The 18280-nt window shown below is 39.3% G+C and carries 12 protein-coding genes and 2 pseudogenes; 2 read left to right on the plus strand and 12 right to left on the minus strand.

What is annotated here, in order from left to right; genetic code table 11:
- Positions 1–503: 503 nt before the first annotated feature.
- From VB711_RS04610 to VB711_RS04660, 11 genes and pseudogenes are all read right to left on the minus strand, one after another.
- Positions 504–581, minus strand: a pseudogene (locus VB711_RS04610) (DUF4351 domain-containing protein); the annotation flags it as partial.
- Positions 580–2316, minus strand: coding sequence for an ABC transporter ATP-binding protein (locus tag VB711_RS04615; protein ID WP_323284557.1), 1737 nt, complete (start codon positions 2314–2316; stop codon positions 580–582). The gene VB711_RS04615 and the pseudogene VB711_RS04610, both read right to left, overlap by 2 nt.
- 204 nt (positions 2317–2520) lie before the next feature.
- Positions 2521–4308: an ABC transporter ATP-binding protein gene (locus VB711_RS04620; RefSeq protein ID WP_323284559.1), complete on the minus strand. Its 1788-nt coding sequence runs from the start codon at positions 4306–4308 to the stop codon at positions 2521–2523.
- Between the two features lie 193 nt (positions 4309–4501).
- Positions 4502–5314 (minus strand): class I SAM-dependent methyltransferase, encoded by an 813-nt coding sequence (locus VB711_RS04625; RefSeq protein WP_416233559.1) that lies wholly within the window; start codon positions 5312–5314, stop codon positions 4502–4504.
- Between the two features lie 117 nt (positions 5315–5431).
- Positions 5432–6640, minus strand: a complete 1209-nt coding sequence (locus VB711_RS04630) for an MFS transporter (RefSeq protein WP_323284562.1) — start codon at positions 6638–6640, stop codon at positions 5432–5434.
- 47 nt (positions 6641–6687) lie between these two features.
- The gene (locus VB711_RS04635) at positions 6688–9192 is read right to left on the minus strand and encodes a TonB-dependent receptor domain-containing protein (RefSeq protein ID WP_323284563.1); all 2505 of its coding nucleotides are present in this window, start codon (positions 9190–9192) and stop codon (positions 6688–6690) included.
- A gap of 135 nt (positions 9193–9327) precedes the next feature.
- Positions 9328–10323 (minus strand): AraC family transcriptional regulator, encoded by a 996-nt coding sequence (locus VB711_RS04640; protein ID WP_323284564.1) that lies wholly within the window; start codon positions 10321–10323, stop codon positions 9328–9330.
- Positions 10324–10700: 377 nt separating this feature from the next.
- On the minus strand, positions 10701–11549 hold the full coding sequence (locus tag VB711_RS04645; protein ID WP_323284565.1) for an Rpn family recombination-promoting nuclease/putative transposase: 849 nt from the start codon (positions 11547–11549) through the stop codon (positions 10701–10703).
- Between the two features lie 64 nt (positions 11550–11613).
- Positions 11614–12597, minus strand: a complete 984-nt coding sequence (locus VB711_RS04650) for an iron-siderophore ABC transporter substrate-binding protein (RefSeq protein ID WP_323284566.1) — start codon at positions 12595–12597, stop codon at positions 11614–11616.
- Complete coding sequence (locus VB711_RS04655; protein ID WP_323284567.1) at positions 12598–13551, minus strand: sucrase ferredoxin; 954 nt, start codon at positions 13549–13551, stop codon at positions 12598–12600.
- 86 nt (positions 13552–13637) lie between these two features.
- Positions 13638–16196: a TonB-dependent siderophore receptor gene (locus VB711_RS04660; protein ID WP_323284568.1), complete on the minus strand. Its 2559-nt coding sequence runs from the start codon at positions 16194–16196 to the stop codon at positions 13638–13640.
- 190 nt (positions 16197–16386) lie between these two features.
- On the opposite strand from VB711_RS04660, the gene VB711_RS04665 reads away from it, so the two are divergent.
- On the plus strand, positions 16387–16782 hold the full coding sequence (locus VB711_RS04665; RefSeq protein ID WP_416233560.1) for an IS1634 family transposase: 396 nt from the start codon (positions 16387–16389) through the stop codon (positions 16780–16782).
- Positions 16783–16969: 187 nt separating this feature from the next.
- Here the strand turns inward: VB711_RS04665 and rnc are convergent, their stop codons facing one another.
- Complete coding sequence (gene rnc, locus VB711_RS04670; RefSeq protein ID WP_323284569.1) at positions 16970–17656, minus strand: ribonuclease III; 687 nt, start codon at positions 17654–17656, stop codon at positions 16970–16972.
- Positions 17657–18003: 347 nt separating this feature from the next.
- On the opposite strand from rnc, the pseudogene VB711_RS04675 reads away from it, so the two are divergent.
- Positions 18004–18252, plus strand: a pseudogene (locus VB711_RS04675) (XisI protein); the annotation flags it as partial.
- Between the last annotated feature and the right edge of the window lie 28 nt (positions 18253–18280).

Genomic DNA, 18280 nt, shown 5'->3' on the forward strand with positions numbered 1-18280 from the left:
AGCCCTATTCTGAAGGCTGATTTCAGATGAGAGTAGAGGGCAAAAAAGAATATACTAAAAACGGTTAGGACATGGACTTTTACAAAATGACGAAAAACCCAGATTTGTAGGGGTTTAGCATTGCTAAACCCTTACCCACAGAATCAAATGATTAAGCCGTGTTTAGTATATTTACAGCACTTTCCCATGTGATGAGGCACACACTTAGCAGGCAAGATGCCTGCACCACAAGAGTTTTATTATTCCAGCTTGTACCTCATTTGAACGAAATACGCTGTATCAGGTAATTATCGTATTGTACAACGTTTACCATCGCTGAGTGTTTGTTCTGGCATTTCTTCTGATGAACGTTGGCAAGATGTGCAAATAAATAAAGTGTGTTTAGTCATAATATGTTCCATCCCAATGATCAAGCCAAGTAGAGACAATGATAATATCTGCATCCAGTTGAGATAAGGTTTCAATGGTGACCGTGGGTCGTACCATCTGTATTTATACCAAATGGTTAACCATGCCCCCAAATCCAACAAAGTGGTAAAGTCCAATAAAGCCTCACCCAGATTTTCTAATTGTTCCAAACTAAACTTTCCATCTCCGAGATTGTTGCTGCGCCTGCCAAAGTTGTGCATAACGCCCACAACTCGAAATCAATTCCTGATGATTGCCATTCTCAACTATTTTTCCGGCTTCTAACACCAAAATCTGATCTGCACCAGTCACAGTGGAAAGTCGGTGAGCAATGACAATTACCGTCTTATTCTCCACAAGTTGGTCAATTGCCCTTTGTACTGCTACCTCACTTTCAGTATCTAATGCTGACGTTGGTTCATCTAGTAGAACAATCGGCGCATCCTTGAGAATAGCACGAGCTATAGAAATTCGCTGTTTCTCACCACCAGAAAGCGCCCCACCCACTTCACCAACTTTGGTATTATACCCATTGGGTAGACGAGAAACGAACTCATGACAGTTAGCCGCCCGTGCTGCTGCTTCCACCTCTGCGTCAGTTGCGTCAGGTTTGGCGAGGCGAATATTATTTAAGATGCTGTCATCAAATAAGTAGACATCTTGAAAGACTACGGAAATATGTCTCATTAACTCAGTGACATCAACATTGCAGATATCAACACCACCAATTTTGATAGTTCCACTTTTGACATCAGCATATCTACCAATCAGTTTGGTAATAGTTGTCTTACCACTGCCGGAACTACCCACCAATGCTGTCAAGCTGCGTTCTGGTAAATGGAAGGAAACACCATGTAATACTGATTCATCTTGATCGGCATAAGCAAAAGTGACATCATCAAAGGCAATATCAAATTTATCTAGGGTAGTTGGTGGTTGAGCAATGGGCAACGGTGGAATTGCCATCAACGCCTCAATTCTTTCCAAAGAGGTTTCCATTAAGTCAAAGATAGTAGTGAGATTGCCAAAGATAGCAACAGGTTCACTAAAACGTGTAGCAATTACAATCAAGGCAAAGACTTGTGGAATCTCAATACTGTCTTGAAGAATGTACAATACGCCCAAAGCTAGTAATAAAATAATCCCCACTTGTACCACAGTTGACATCAGCAGTGCGGGCATGGTACCCAGACGCTGGGCGCGAACTTGAGTTTGACGTTGGGTAGAAATGGCCTCACGCAATCGCTGGGATTGTTTGCCTATTTGTTTGGTAGCTCGTAGCACTGGTAAACCTTGAGCATATTCGATGATGCGGGAAGCGCTATTAGCATCAGCAACGGCTATCTCTCGCAACTCTGAACCAGCAATAGCCCGTTGGCGTTGATAGATGGGAACTGCTAAAGGAAATGTAACCAGCATAGCAGTTGCTAATCGCCAGTCAATGAAGTAGGTAACAAAGATAATAACTATGGGGACAACCATTGTTTTGATGATCATGGTTGCCATATTCCCGATAGAAAGTAGAGAATCGGTGACATTACCGCTTAGAACTACATTCAAATCACCAGAACGGCGGCGGTTAAGTTGTTCTAGAGGCATTTGGCGTAATTGTTCCCCTAATTTCAATCGCATTTCATGGGCAGCATCAAGGGAAACTATCCAGCCAAAACGCAGTTCATGCCAACGTAAAGCAAATTCGATGATGACGAGAAATGCCATGACAGCAACTAATGTCCAAACCCGGTTAGTGTCGATGGGATTCGCAATCAGGGCTGTGAGGAGGGGAAAGAAAAGGGCAAAAATGATGCCTTGGATCATGGAAGCGATGACAGAAAGGGTGAGAGATTCTTGTAAATTTGAGGCGTAGGAACCTGATGCTACAATCATCCGCCGAAAGCTGTTAATCATAATTCGTAATTCGTAATTCGTAATTCGTAATTCGTAGTTCGTAATTCGTAGTTCGTAGTTCGTAATTTGTGATTCGTAGTTCGTAGTTCGTAATTTGTGATTCGTAATTCGTAATTTGTGATTCGTAATTCGTAATTCGTAATTCGTAATTTGTGATTCAAAAACTCAGATTTAATCTAAATTTCCGGGGTGGGATTTGTCGCTCTACTTAGAAGTAATTTGCAGTTGTGAATTTCTCAGTCCCCAATTTTGGGCATTGCGATGGTTATCCCACAAACGGGTATAGAGTCCATTAGCATTCACAAGTTCTTGATGTGTACCGCTTTCGACAATGCGTCCACCATCGAGGACGAGAATTTGGTCAGCATTGATAATTGTGGAGAGACGGTGAGCTATAATAACTAGGGTTTTACCAACAGTCAGAGATGCGATCGCCTGTTGAATTAAGGCTTCATTTTCTGGATCAGCAAAAGCTGTGGCTTCGTCGAGAATAACAATGGGGTTATCCTGTAAAATTGCTCTGGCAATGGTAATTCTTTGTTTTTGTCCCCCAGATAAACGAGTACCACGTTCACCGGCAATGGTGTCGTAACCTTGGGGCAATTCTAAAATAAAATCGTGTGCCTGTGCGGCCTTCGCTGCCGCTTCCACCTCAGCATCTGTGGCATCAGAACGCCCTAAACGAATATTTGCTGCTATAGTGTCATAGAGCAAAAAAGTATCTTGAAAGACAAAAGATACCTGGGACATCAATGTATCAGTAGTCATTTTTCGGACATCTACACCACCAATTTCTACTGTTCCTGCATCCACATCCCAAAAGCGGGGAATTAACTTAGCAACGGTACTTTTACCTGCACCCGATGGACCTACCAAGGCGGTGACAGTACCTGCTTTGATGCAGAGATTGACATCCTTTAAAGCTAGACGATGAGTTTCACCATAGGAAAACGTCACATTACGAAAGCGAACAGATGTATCTGATGGTTGCTGGGGATGTTCTGGTTCAGGTAGCGGAGTTTCTGCAAGCACTTTAGCAATGCGCTTGGCGGCGGCGGCGGATTTATTGATAAACTGAGACAACCACATGATGGGTAATAAAGCTTCCATCACTCCTGAAGAAAGGAGCAAAAATAATATGAAAGTCGGAAAATCCAATGTTCCCTGAATCATTAGCCAAGTCCCCACTGTCACCACAGCAAGTAAAGTGGGTAAGGATGCCATAATTAAAAAACCTAGACGGCCAGCAAGTTGAGTTTTATCTGTCCATGCTTTGACACGTTGGGTAAAATCATCTAAAGATTTACTGTAACGAATAAAAGAAGTTGTGCCATCATCAAAAGTGCGGACAACTTGCATCCCTTGAACAAACTCAATTACCGTACCGTTAATTTTCTCATTCGCCTCATCATACGCTTGGCGTTCTTTAGCATGATCTCGCATTGCTAAACGCATAAATATTAATCCAATGGGCGCAGGTGCAAGGGTAGCCAATGTCATGCGCCAATCTACAACAAACAAGACAATTAAAGTTATTAAAGGGGCGCTATAAGCACGAGCAATAAAGGGCGTACTATCAGCCACAAAAGCGTGGAGTTCTTTAACATCATCTTGAACAATCTTTTTAATTGTGCCAGAACCAGTTGTCACCACATAACCCAGGGGTAGACGCGCTAGATGTTCGGCAATTTGCGTGCGGATAATTTCTTCTAATTTGAAAGCCGCTATATGCGAAATCCGAAATGCCCAAGTCCGGGAAATAAAAGTAATCACAGTAGCAATAGCTGATGCTGTAATTAACAACCAAAGAAACTGGGTATTGATATTAGTAGATAATAACTCCCGCACAATCACAGGAATTGTTAATAATGCAACTAAAGTTGTGATTGTATTCAAAACTGACAGTGACATAGCTGCAATTATTCGCCCTTGCACTGGCTTCACAGTTTCCCATAAACCAGTTTCTTTTTGATTATTTTTTGTAGATTCCATTTGATTTTATATTAAGAATTTATGCGTTGGTAGAATATAAAAAATCCAGAGTAAATTCCGGCATATTATTTTAAGTTTGTAGTGAGGACTGAAGCCCTTATTACAAGTAAAAAAAATTGCGGTACTTGCGTAAATTCTGGTTAAATTGGGATAGAATTGTGTAATTTAGAAATTTCACTTCCTGCCAAAAAATCTAAAATTGCACTAAAGCCAAACGATAAAAATCTTGTAAAAAAGGCACATAACAAAAGAAACGAGTTTTCAAAGAAAAACGCTGCAAATACTGAGATGACAAATTCGTAAATCTGAAAACCTCAGCGACTTGATAACGAGGATTCCACTTTTCAATCAAGTGAATATCAGCAATTCCCCAATCAAACTTAGCTGATGTATATTTAATCGAGTCATGATGTTTTTGATTTTTTACCATGAACGGTGACATGGAATCAAATACGAACGAAGAACTAGGAAAATGTTCTAAAAGATTAGCAAATAACTCCTTAACTTGCACTTCAGAAAGATACATCAGCACACCTTCCGCTACAAATAAACAAGGTTCATTACTAACAGATTTAACCTCGGCAATCCAATCTGTATCTAAGGCAGAAGCTGTAATAAACCGACGGCGTTCTGTTTCTGTAAAAAACTGTTTTCTGACTGCCATTGAGTCTGGTAAATCTAAATCAAACCAGCGCACTTTACCGTTATCTACCCTCTCAAAGCGAGTATTTAATCCTGCTCCGATTTCGATTACAGTACATTGGGGATATTTTTCTAGATAGTTGCGTACCCAATTATCAAGGATCATCCCTCGAATGCAACAGCCAACTTGACTATCTTGAGAAGTCGCAAATTTATCAAAGTTGTAATCAATTGATTCGAGAATTTCCGCCGATTTAGGATCTATAATAATGGGGTTTTGTTGTTGTAGTTCTGCGGCTCTCGCCCAGAGGGGAATTAATAATGTTTCTTGGATAATTCCGAGGTTGACTTTAGTTTTCATTATGGATACCTCGATACACAGATAAGCTGTATTGTTTACAAGTTTAAATAGCTAAAACTCTGCTCACTACCCCAAGACGGATTTTTTTTACCCCAAAACGTATTTTCTAAAGTTGACAAGTTAAATAGTTTCTAGCTTTTCAGTAGGGAAAGTAGTAAAAATTTTGGCAGTAACTACCACACTTACCAAACAAATTACTGTACTTACAGCAAATAAACCTGTGTAACCAATAGCTTCAGCAATAAAACCGCTAATACCAGACATCGCCAAACTACCGATATAAAGAACTGCTACTTGCAGGGTGTAGTCAGTTCCTGGAGTATTTTGGCTACTGTTATCCATCATGATTGTGCTGACAATAGTATATGCCATACTCACAATTAGTTGAAATGCGATCGCCACTAAATACAAAACCGGCAAAGCAGTAAAACCCACGGCAGGTAAAAGCAGAGATGCCACGGACATTGTTTGCAATAATCCAAATATAATCAACGACCGCTTTCTTCCCAACGGCTTAATTAAAAAACCCGCAAAAATTGCCCCCACTAAGCCTGCACTATATCCCACTACACCGGTTAATAGTCCAATATCCGATAACGACAACCCAATATCAACCAACAAAGAACGAAACATCACATTAGTGCTATTACTTCCCATCATGTATAGTAGCAATACTAACAACCAAGTTCCCATTCTGGGACGGCGACAAAAATTCACTAAAGTCATAAAGTTTGGCCTTCTTTCTGTAGTACGGATGATAGGATGTTCTTGGTGTAATAAAACTGGTATCATCAACAACAAAATCAAAAACGCCATTACCAGTAAGCTATTAGTCCAACCCCAGAGATTTAGTAAAATGAGCAAACCACCACCGCCAATAATTCCACCCAAGTAGTTACCTCCACTTTGGATACCATTAGCAAATCCCCGTTCGCTGGGGTCGAGAAATCCAATTGCTAAGGCATCCGTGGCGATATCTTGCGTAGAAGCAAATAAACAAACCAAGAATAAGCCAATCAATACCATTGACAAATTTTCTTTAATGTCAAATACTGCACAAGTTATCAGGGTCAATACTAAAAGGCTTTGCATGGCAATAATCCAGGAGCGATAATGTCCCCATTTCGTCCAACCATATCTATCAACCAGTGGCGACCAAAGGAATTTTAGCATCCAAGGCAGAGCTAAAAACATTATTAAACCGATTGCGTCTAGAGAAACGCCCTGCTGACGAAAGAACACAGGTAAGGCTTGAAAAAAGAAAGCGATGGGTAGGTATTGAGCAACATATAAACTGCCCAATAAACCGAAATTTTGTTGTGTTTTCATGTTATGAGTTAATATCAGTTATCTACACAGATACTAGGAAAAATTAGTTAAAAATTTACTTTCAACTGTACTCCGATGGTAGTTGGATCACCAAATCTGCCGATAACATTGGGTGGGGGGAAAATAAAAGCAGATGTTAAATAACGAGTATCAAACAAATTATTGGCAAACAAATAAATACCATAACTATCTTTTTCATAACCAATACGAGCATTAACTAAAGCGAAGGGTTTTTGCTTTAATGTCGCAGCTTCATCAAATACATAACTGCCAAATCCTTGTAACTCCAAACGGGCAAAAATTCCTCCTAAACTGCGGTATTGTGCCGCTAAGTTGTAAGTATATTCTGGTGAGTATGCTAGGCGATTACCACTAAAGTCTTGACCTGTTAAGGGATTAGTATATTCTGTATATTTACCATCTGTATAACCAAATCCAAGACTTAATTCTAGTCCTTGTATCGGTTTGGCTTTTACCTCAAACTCAGCCCCAGAAATACTAACACCTGCATTAGCAACATTTCTGAAAAAACCTGTCTGATCTGGCAGTGCAACTTGATAGTTATTGATTTGAGTGGTAAAGACTGCCAAATTAGCAATTAAACTATCATCCAGCCAAGAAGACTTCAAACCAACTTCATAATTCCAACCAGTTTCGGCATTAAATCGCAATGAATCTGCAACTTCGGCGCGATAATTTACACCCCCTGGTTTATAGCTTCTAGTAGCACTGGCATAGGCTAAAAGATTAGGATTAAAACGATATTCCACCCCAATTTTAGGTAATAATTCACTACCAGAAACTTTTTCATCAGTAAAATTTGCTCCCGTAGAGAAAGCAGAAATACCATTTACTTCAAAGTTGCGATTACGGCTAATTTTACTATTAGCTGATTCATAACGTAATCCTGCTGTTAAAGTTAGCGGTTCAATTGGTTTATAGTCAATTTGAGTAAATGCGGCAACAGTATCAGAGGAGGAATTAGCAACTATTCTATCAGTACCTACTGTGGGAAAACCAAAGGTAGCTGCACCCAAGGGAGTATAGTTATAAGCTTCTAAATAATCAAAGGTTGTTGTTTCATAATAACCACCAATCAACCAGCGCAATTTATTGGCATTACTAGGTGACTGGAAGCGAATTTCTTGACTCCATAAATCAGAACTAAAGTTATTGATGTTACGAATTAAATCTACAGGTGAAAGGTCAGCATCACTACCACTATCTTGATTAAATTTTCGGTGAACTGTGATTGCAGTGGCGCGAAATCTTTCACCATCATAGCCAATTCTCAATGCTTGGGAATTGGTACTCAGTTGCACAAAGCCATTATCATTGATAGCTGTATCATAACGGTTTGGGGAATTGAGATCAGCAAGAGCAGAGCCACTATCGTTATTGTAAGCACCTGTGGCATTCAAAGAAATAGTCCAGTCTGGCGAGGGAGTCCACAGGATTTGTCCTCGTCCAGTTATAGAAGATTGTTCACCTAAATTGCTACCATCTAAAATATTTTGTCCATATCCATCTCGTGCTTTATAACCACCTGCTAACCGGAAAAATAGTCTATCAGGAATAATTGCATCACTGAGAGAAAGTTGCAAATTGCGTAAGTTGTAAGAACCATAGCTAACAGATGTTTTAATTTCTGGGGTGTTAGTTGGCTTTCTAGAAATGATATTAACTACACCACCTTGAGAATTTTTACCGTAGAGAGTGCTTTGAGGGCCGCGCAGCACTTCCACTCGTTCTAAATCCAGAAATTCTTGATCCAGAAAACCGCCATATTCATAGGGAACATCATCAACATAAAAACCAACAACATCACCGCGAGAAAGAAAATTACTATTACTTAAACCTCGAATACTGTAGAAAGTAAAGTTGCGACCTCCTGATGAGGAAAATACCGAAAAATTGGGTGTATTATTGGCAATTGATTGGATATTGCTAATTCCGGCATCTTCAATTTCTTGTTCACCAATTGCTGTGATACTGATGGGGGTATCTTGTAAATTTTGTTCAGTTTTTTGGGCTGTCACTGTCAATTCAATGGTTTCATTTTCAGCTTGTTCTGGTGGCTGGGTTTCTAATGTACTGGCTACAACACCGAAAATTAAACCTTGATCATCGTCAAATAACTCGACTTGGGGTAAATTTTCATCGCCTGTCACTGTCACACGAATAGTGTTACTATCTTGATTTATAACTTGAATTTGCGTAATTCCCGCTGTGGGATTATCGAGAGTAAATGTATTGTTGTTGGGCAAAGCTAGCTGTGCTTTAGGAATATTTGCGATATATTTATTGCCATCATTACCGAACGATACTTCTAGGGCTTGTCCTTGGGAAGTCTCTAAGATTACTTCTATACCTGTATCTGTGGAATTAACTTTCACGTTGGTGATGGAGATAATTTCACTTTCTACGGCTTGGGTGGTAACTTGTTCACGATTCACTGTCATATCTGCATAGGCTGGGAAAGCGATCGCTAGTAAAGCAGGTATAATTGTTCCCAAGCCTGCTATGCACAAGGATTTAGGTATAGTGTCCATATTTCTTTGCACCCTTCCATTTTTTGGAAATCATCAATTTCAGATAGTTGAGAGTTTATGATGACAATGATTATCGCTACTACCCGCAGACGGATCTTAAATTACCCCAAAACGAACAAATTCAGAAATTCTGCTTTAGCGTGATTTTAAGGCACTAGGCTTAATGCCAAACTTTCTCTTAAAGGCAGCAGTAAAATGGCTAAAGTTAGAGTAGCCAACGGCAGATGCAACTTCTGTGACATTCATTAAACCTGATTCTAGTAAAAAACGCGATCGCTCCATTTTATATTGATGTAAATAACCGAATGCTGTAGTGCCAAATACTTGACGAAATCCCAATTTTAGTTTATGGTCGTTCAACCCCACAGCCTGAGCTAGAGATAACAATGATGGCGGATTTTCTAAATTGCTAATGAGAACATCTCTGGCAAAATAAATCCTCTCAATTTCATCTGCTCGTAATTTTTTATAAATTTTACTTTCTGTTTTACTATCAGTTAACTCAGCTAACTTTAAGGATATTAATTCTAGGGTTTTACTTTCTAGGTAAAGTTTTTTTGTCAAATCTTTATAAGGACAATTAATAATTTGATGCAGAGCAATTTCCATAGCCGGATTTGTGATTCCTGACCAAGAATGTAGCCCAGAATCTTTACCTGAAATCACACTTCTAAGAACAGGAGAGAGTCGCTCGTATTCATCTTCTACAAGAGATTGGATGATTTTGAGATCAATACTCATCTCTACTAAAAATAAATTTTGTCTAGCCGGAATTTCCATAATTGTTTTATAAGCATTACTATGAAGTAATAAATTACGTCCAGCTGTTACACTCAGATCGATTTTGGAACCAACAACCTCAGCCCCAAGATTACCTGAAATACAAAAACCTAACCCTAAAGATGAATATTTAGTATTTGCTTGGATAATTAAATCTTCTTCTAAGTGTAAATTTTGAAAATATAGTTCAATCCCGTTACGCAAATGCAAATTATGGATATGTCCTTTACCTAGCTTTTCAGGAAATTTTAAGATTTTTTCGCTCGCTATTGATTGATAGTCACATCCAGTTTTGCGCTGAATTTCTGGAAAAAATTCTTGAATATCATTTAAAGTTATTGTTACTTTCACCTTCACCTCATTTATTCTTACATTAGGACTTACGCAAGAACTCTCTGAAACCTTCTTTACTTCTGCCAAAGGGAGACGCTAAGGCGGTAGCGTGCCGAAAGCTCTAGCTATGCCGAAGGCTTTACGTGTCCTTTGTGGTATGCGCTATGGGTTAAGCGGAAGCTATGCCGAAGGCTTTACGTTTTCTCATAATTTTGCGTAAGTTCTGTTACATTATAAAATACCATTAGCTTAATGAGAAATTATACTAATAAACCTAAGTTAAATCAATAATGGTTAACAATATTAAACCCCAGTGAATCATTTACCTGATTCCTCAGTTATCGGATGTTACTGAGTGAACCCCAAGAATCCCTAGTTTGCTTGGGGTTGAGTTTCTACTTATTGGTTAACCATACCTCCAAATCCAACAAAGTGGTAAAGTCCAATAAAGCCTCACCCAGATTTTCTAATTGTTCCAACGACAGAATTTCCAGTTGTTCACGCATCCCTGGGGGTAATTCTCCTAACTTGCGAGTGAGTTGACGCAAAACCAGACTTCTTTCCCCTTCTTGTCGTCCTTCTTGTCGTCCTTCTTGTCGCCCTCGTTGTTCGCCTTCTTCGAGAATTTCTTGGTAAATTACTGACTCGCGCATCATACCCTCCCGAAATAATCTTCTAATTAAATCCTGCTTAAATTTTAACCCCGCTAAGATTTGGGTGTAGGCGGAAATTTCCGGTCGTTGTGCTGTCTCTACTTGGTTGACTCGCTGCACAATTTTTTCTAGCAAGACTGGGGGTTGATTGGTGGCTGTTAATGGTGCTAGGGGTAATAATGCCGAGTCTTGAAGAAACGGTTCCGGGTTTTCCTCCCACATCTTAATTACCCGATATTCGTGTCTAGTGTTTTCCAGTGTAAAGGCTGTAGGAATTTCAATGTCATCTTTGGGAGGAAGCAATAATACTACTACTTGGGTGATGGGTAAGCGATACAACCGATACAACCGCACCCAATAATCCAACATTCGCAGAGGTAGGGGTGGTGAGGATTCCAATTTGGTTTGAAACTCTAAGTGTAAAATCCTACCTTCTAGTTGTAAAAAGGTGACATAATCGGCGCGGATGGGTTCAATACTCAATTCGGTTTTCAGGACTGTGACACCTGTTTGCGGTGTGCCTAATACCCAACTGGCGAATTTTTCTGGATGTTTTTCTGATAGCAGTTTGCAGAGATTGTCGAAAGACATGGATGATACATGGCTATTTTATTAAGCATTGTTATTATCTCATGTAGAATGAAAAATCTGATATCTAAGACTGCAACAATTGCCGAATTTGATTGATAAATATCTCCGCCGCAATGGGTCCGCGAATACGAGTTAGTTGATAGTCCATAAAGTAAATCTTTTCAGCTTGGACTGCGGGAATTAAACGCAGGATGGGGTGATTTTGCCATTGTTGTTTGGCATCCTCAATGGTGTTATCGCCACTTGGCATCACTAAAATGTGATCAGCTTTAATATTTGCGATCGCTTCAATGGAAACACTTGGTCTATTTGATTTTCCGACAATCACTTGAAAGCCTAAATCTTCTAACAATCCGGTAACAAAATCAGGCGCGAAGATAAATGATTCATTAGTAACCTTTTGCCAGCCTAACACAATTATTGTTTGCCCTGATATTACTGGTGCTAGTTGGCTTTTGACTGTTTCCAGCAATTGATCATGAGATGCGATCGCCTGTTTAGCCTGTGCTTCTCGATTTAGTCCCTGGGCGATCGCTTCCATCGCCGATTTCCATCCTGTTTTGCCCCCAGTGTCAAAAAATGCTGTTGGTGCAATGCTAGAGAATAACCTGTATTTTGACTCTAATTGGAATTTTTCACCCAAAATTAAATCTGGCTTGAGTTGCACTAATGTTTCTATAGAGGGATTATGGCGATCGCCTAAATTTACAGGTTTACTTGTGACGCGATCGCCCAAAAAAGGTATCTGCTGACTGGGATTATCAAATACTTTACTGTTTAACAAATCCACTTCTGCATAACCAGCCGGTTGTACCCCTAAAGACAGCAGAATATCTAATAATGGTGGACTCAGAGCCACAACTTTTTGCGGCTGTCCACAAATATTAATTTCACCACCGTCATGTTGAATTACACGACAATTTGATGCAACATTTTCGGGAGTTTCACTACTTTGTAATTGAGGGGTGCTACTATTACAAGCTACAACTAAAATCAATGTACATAATGATAGTAGCAACAGTTTAATACCTCTGAACCAATACTTCATTTATTTTACTCGGATAAGATTACTCACTGTGTATTTTGAAATTCGTTCTGCTTCAGTCCCGTTACAATCTCCAATTAGATAAAGAGATTTGCTCTCATCTTCCACCACATCCGCTTGATAAGTTTTAATATCACCATTAGGAAGCATGGTACTAATTTCTATGTAATTAAAGCACTCATCTTCACTTTGTTCTATGAAACAACAGCTAACTTTGTAATTAAACCATTGCCAACCATGCCTAAAAATCAATTCTCTCTCCATGACTTGCGCCGGAAACGGGAGGATTCCCCAACCGCGATAGATGGATTTTAAACAGTGAATATCCCCTGTATAGGTGAGAATATTTGTAAGACTTTGTGAGTCTAATTTACCGTAGTATCTACCTTGAGACAAATCCAAAATAGTAGGGGCAAAGCGATGACCACTAAAATGGCTAGATTGCCAAATTCGTACAGATTCTACAGCTAAATCAGCTACTATCTTTTTAGCCTGACGATAAAAAGGGATACCATATTTAGCACAACATTTATCATGAGTGCCGTGAGTACAAACTAAGATATCTCTAGTGTGAGGATTGATATCTGTACCACCAATATCTTTACCTGCTAACCAATCTTTGAGAACATTTGCCACATCCTCAAGACTAGAAACATGAATTTCTTGCTTGGTATATCCTCCGGAATAACCCATCATGGGGCGAAAAATGAGGATACGGGTTAGATAATTTTGCCGTAATTCTTCGCTGTAGATAAATAGTAAAATTCCATCAGGTTCGACTTCGTAAAATTCAGCTTCTAGCGATCGCAAATTTTCAGGTACAGCTTTAGAATCAAATTCATGAGTCATCCAAGGGGGCGGACATTCAATCAACACATAGCACTGTCGTCTGCAACCACTACCAATCGGATCCTCGTTAACTTGTCGAGATTCATCAGCACAAAAAAAGTGATTCATTTTCATTACGGAATAGGGAATAGGGAATCTGAGAGAAAAAGTGAACAACACATTTTCTCTTCTAGTCTCTAGCCTTTCATCCCCAATTAAAATTTTACAGACAACGAACCAATAACCGTAAAAGGAATACCAGCATCAATTGATGTGCGGGATGTGGTGGACTCAATATAGTTAACATCAAAAATGTTTTTAAAATTGAGACCTAGATTCCAGTTGTCTCGACGATAGAACAAAGCAGCATCAGTGCGGGTGTAGCCGGGAACGGTAAAGGAATTACTTAAGTCTCCTTGACGTTCACCTACGAAAAATAATCCCGCACCCATACCCAAACCTTGCAAAGCCCCACTTTGCAATTCATAGGTTGTCCAAATACTAGCACTATTTTCTGGCACTCGATTGACACGATTGCCGTTGATATCAGTATTATCTTCTGTAATTTTGGCATCTGTATAGGCGTAGGAAGCAATAATGTTCCAGCCTTTAGCCAGTTCTCCAGCAATATCAAATTCAATCCCTCGACTTCGCACTTCGCCAACGGGAATAGAGAAGTTTAAATCTGCGGGATCTGGGGTGGCAACATTAGTTTTAGTAATCTGATAACCCGCTAAACTCGTAATTAATTTACCATCTAAAAATTCTCCTCTCACACCAACTTCGTATTGTGTCCCCCGTTCTGGTTCTATACGTGAATTGTCCCGTTGAATGCCAAAGTTTTGTGCGAAGGAACGGCTATAACTGGTGTAAATAGAGAGGGGAGTAATTGGTTGATATACTATTCCTATACGGGGGCTAAATGCTTGATCGGATATATCAAAGAATTTCACGCCATCGACAATACTCAGGAAACTCTGCTCGGCAAAATCGTAACGTCCACCAATCAAGAGTTTGAGATTTTCTGCCAGTTTAATTTGGTCTTGGATATAGATACCAATGTTATCTGCTGCGAATAAACCCCGAAACGGATCTGATTCTATATTGGGTTTAGCAGTCAAATAGACTGGGTTGAAAATATCAATAGCGGGTGCGGGTGCGCTGCGGCGATCATCAACGAAGTTAGTTTGGCGGTTAAAGTCAAAGCCAATTACAAGTTCGTGTTCAATTGCACCAGTTTTAAATTTACCGATCAGATCAGTTTGAAAAGCGTAGGTTTCATCAGGTGTTGGTCGATCTACACCAAAACCACGAGATAGTAAACCTGTGGCTTCATCCAAACTATCGGGTTCAGTTACAAAACTAGATGTTTGTGTGGAGACAATTCGCAAAGCAGAGCGGAGTTTCCAGTTATCATTGAAGCCATGCTCTAAACGAGTACCAATCCGTAAGTCTTCTACTTCTTTAGAGTCAAAGGGTTCGCCTAAGATGCGATTGAAGGGAATGTCAGCAACGCGATCGCCTAATGCTACTAAACCCCGATCAAATGGTCGAGAATCTTTTAAATATTCTAGGTCAAACACTAAATTTGTGCGATCGCCAATGTCCCACGCTAATACAGGCGCAATAAAAAAGCGGCTAGTCTCTTTGTCGAAGTCGCGGAAGGACTCAGAAACTTCTACAGATGCGTTAACTCGCAAACGCAAGGTTTTAGAGTCGTTGAGAGGACTGTTAAAATCAACTGTCGGACGGAAAAAGCCATAACTTCCCGCCTCTAAACCCATAGTTAAAAAGGGTTCTGCTTGGGGTTGCTTGGTAATGATATTAATTACTCCCCCTGGTTCTAGTTGTCCAAATAATACAGAAGCAGGGCCTTTTAACACTTCTATGCGTTCAATATTGGCAGTTTCTCTATATGCAGAAGTGTTTTCTTTGAAACCATCCCGAATTACTGAATTGAAGTCATCAAATCCACGAATGACGAAGCGATCGCGTGTTCTCCCTGCACTGTTGGATGGCTGTACACCACTGACATTCCGTAATGCTTCATTCAACTGGGTAGCGCGTTGATCCTCAATCACCTGACGCGGAATGACTTGAATTGATTGGGGAATGTCCCGCAAGGGTGTATCAGTCCTAGTGGCAGTCGCAGCGTTCTGTACACTATAGCTATCTTGCTGACCTGTCACTACTAATTCAATTGGCTGATCACCTTGTGTTGATGGTTGTTCTGCTTGAATTTCACGCTGAGGATCTTCTGCTTGCGGTTGTAGTGATGGTGTAGAAGCTACTGCACCCGCTATCGAGAAAATTAAACCCTCTTGGGGACTATCAAGTAACTCCACAATTGGTATACTCGCCGCACCTGCGATTGTCACCCGAATAGTCTTGGCATCAAAATTTGTTACCGTTATTTCAGTAATCCCCTGAACTGGGTTTTGGGAACTGAATCTAAAATCATCACCGTTGGCTAAACGTAGTTGAGCGTTAGGAATATCAGCGATAAAACTATTCTCAGCTCTGCGATCGGTAATTTGCAGTTGCTCACCAGCAGTAGTCTGTAAAATTAGCTCTACACCTTTGTCAGTGGGATTGGCTTGCACTCTATTAATAATAATTAGAGATTGGGGAGTTGCAGCTTGTGACACTAATTCTTTGACTGTAGTTGTAGGTGTTCCTAACTGACTTACCATAGGGATTGCCCAAACAGGTTTAGCCGTAACCACTACCCCAGCTAACCATAAACCTGTAAATAACTGTAGTTTTGTTGACATCACTTCTCACATAAATTAAAAATCTATCTCAAGAAGACTACAATAATTTGCCTATAATTTAAAATACCTGTTCAGTCGCAAGACGGATTTTTTTCGGCGGTTGACGGATTTTTTTGAATACTGGTAGTTATTAGTTATGCTCAGTGTTTACCCCACATTCAGCAGGTAAAATCAGAAAAAAAGTATTTTAATCGCAAAAGATTTTGAGAAAACCCTCGATTATCATCTATTGGACGAGCTAGAAATTTTAGCTAAACCCCATTATCAACGCCGGGGAAAACCTAAATTAGGAGATGAAGTTAGTTACTATACTTATCATATTCAAGGAAATTTAGTAGAAAATGAAACCGTTATTAATATCCATCGTAATCAAGCAGGACGTTTTATTTTAGCCACTAATTTGTTAGATGAAGAAAAGTGGACTAATGATATGATTTTACACGAATACAAGGAACAACAAACTACGAAAAGGGGATTTCGCTTTATCAAAGATCCTCTATTTTTTGCCTCACGAGTTTTTCTAAAAAACACTAAAAGAATCATGGCACTGGCAATGATTATGACATTAGCTCTCATGGTTTCCTAAATATCTGAGACTGTCTCGCCACAAAAATACACCTATTCCATATTTTTATATTCCAATACGGTTCAGTTAGGGGGAAGCCAAAATTCTATGGATTGTTGCGGAATTATTTAGTATGACACGCAGGTTTAGCCCTAAAATTACTGAAGCGTATTTGTTCATAGATTTTGTCGTGATTGACATTGAGGACTTATTCCAATAATCCTTTTTTTTTCAATTTAGCTAAAGCATCTTCAGCAGCAGCTTTTTCCGCATCTTTTTTATTGCGTCCTTTCCCTTCACCATACTCTTTTCCTTCTACTAATACTTTAGCTAAAAATTCTGGTGCATGAGAAAGTCCACCTATTTGTTCTGTCGTGTATTTTGGGGGATTTTGAGTAACTTCACGTTGTACCCATTCCTGAAAACGGTTTTTTGAATCTACATTAGAACGAGATACCACAATCTTTTCTGAAACAGAATCAAATAGTGGTTCTATAATTGTGCGAACTACTTCAATATTAGAATCATTATCCAAATAGTAAGCACCAAGAACTGCTTCAAAGGTACTACTTAATAAATTCGGATTTTGATATCCTCCGTCTCTAATTGCACCTTGTCCTAAGCGCATTCTAAAATCTAAACCCACTTCCAGAGCAAATTTTGCTAATTGTTTTTCATCTACCAATGCAGAACGACGACGGGTTAATTCATCTTCTTCTTGTTCTGGATAACGTTTATAAAGATATTCACCACTCAAAAAATTAAGAATAGCATCACCAAGAAATTCTAGACGTTCATTTTGTTCAGGTTCTCCTGGGTGTTCGTTCACATAAGAACGGTGGGTTAGTGCTTGACGGAGAAGTTTCTCGTTATGAAATATGAGAAGTTTGTGCATTTTGATATTTTCCTTTTCTAGTTAACTGTATTAAAAAATGATAAACCCGCAGCATTTGGTATTGTAGGTTGGGTTAAATGAAATGCAACCCAACGCTTTCAAAACTAAGTTTGTCTATCCTAAGTAATCCACACCAGTTATTAATTTTCGGATATTTTGTAGTCTGTAGGGTGCGTCAGACAGAATAATTTAGGCTAAAATCGCTAAATTTAACATTCTGACGCACCTTACTTAATTTAACAAACTGACGTTAATAATCTAGGTGGGAATTTTTCCTCGACTAATTGGGTTCAACGTTCTCAACTAAAAATTATCGTTTATGATCCGATTCAGGAGGTAATTGTAGAATGGAAAAATTAAAGCAATATCGAAATTATGTCCAACAAGTGATCACAGAACACTCACAAATAGGTTCAAGGGATGATGATATTGAAAAACAACTTATTTTTGATACGATTAGTGATCATTATCAATTGATGTATGTTGGTTGGAAAAATAGACGACGACAGCATGGTTGTGTTTTACATCTTGATATCAAAAATGGTAAGATTTGGATACAGTACGATGGAACTGAGATTGGTATAGCAAATGAATTAACGTAAGTTGCTAGTCAATACTTATCGG

Source organism: Cronbergia sp. UHCC 0137, from assembly GCF_034932285.1.
In the GTDB taxonomy this organism is placed as follows: Bacteria; Cyanobacteriota; Cyanobacteriia; order Cyanobacteriales; family Nostocaceae; genus Cronbergia.

Coding starts and splice junctions, on each gene's coding strand:
- VB711_RS04615 (WP_323284557.1), bottom strand. CDS start 2,316: ATGATTAACAGCTTTCGGCGGATGATTGTAGCATCAGGTTCCTACGCC.
- VB711_RS04620 (WP_323284559.1), bottom strand. CDS start 4,308: ATGGAATCTACAAAAAATAATCAAAAAGAAACTGGTTTATGGGAAACT.
- VB711_RS04630 (WP_323284562.1), bottom strand. CDS start 6,640: ATGAAAACACAACAAAATTTCGGTTTATTGGGCAGTTTATATGTTGCT.
- VB711_RS04635 (WP_323284563.1), bottom strand. CDS start 9,192: ATGGACACTATACCTAAATCCTTGTGCATAGCAGGCTTGGGAACAATT.
- VB711_RS04645 (WP_323284565.1), bottom strand. CDS start 11,549: ATGTCTTTCGACAATCTCTGCAAACTGCTATCAGAAAAACATCCAGAA.
- VB711_RS04650 (WP_323284566.1), bottom strand. CDS start 12,597: ATGAAGTATTGGTTCAGAGGTATTAAACTGTTGCTACTATCATTATGT.
- VB711_RS04655 (WP_323284567.1), bottom strand. CDS start 13,551: ATGAATCACTTTTTTTGTGCTGATGAATCTCGACAAGTTAACGAGGAT.
- VB711_RS04660 (WP_323284568.1), bottom strand. CDS start 16,196: ATGTCAACAAAACTACAGTTATTTACAGGTTTATGGTTAGCTGGGGTA.
- rnc (WP_323284569.1), bottom strand. CDS start 17,656: ATGCACAAACTTCTCATATTTCATAACGAGAAACTTCTCCGTCAAGCA.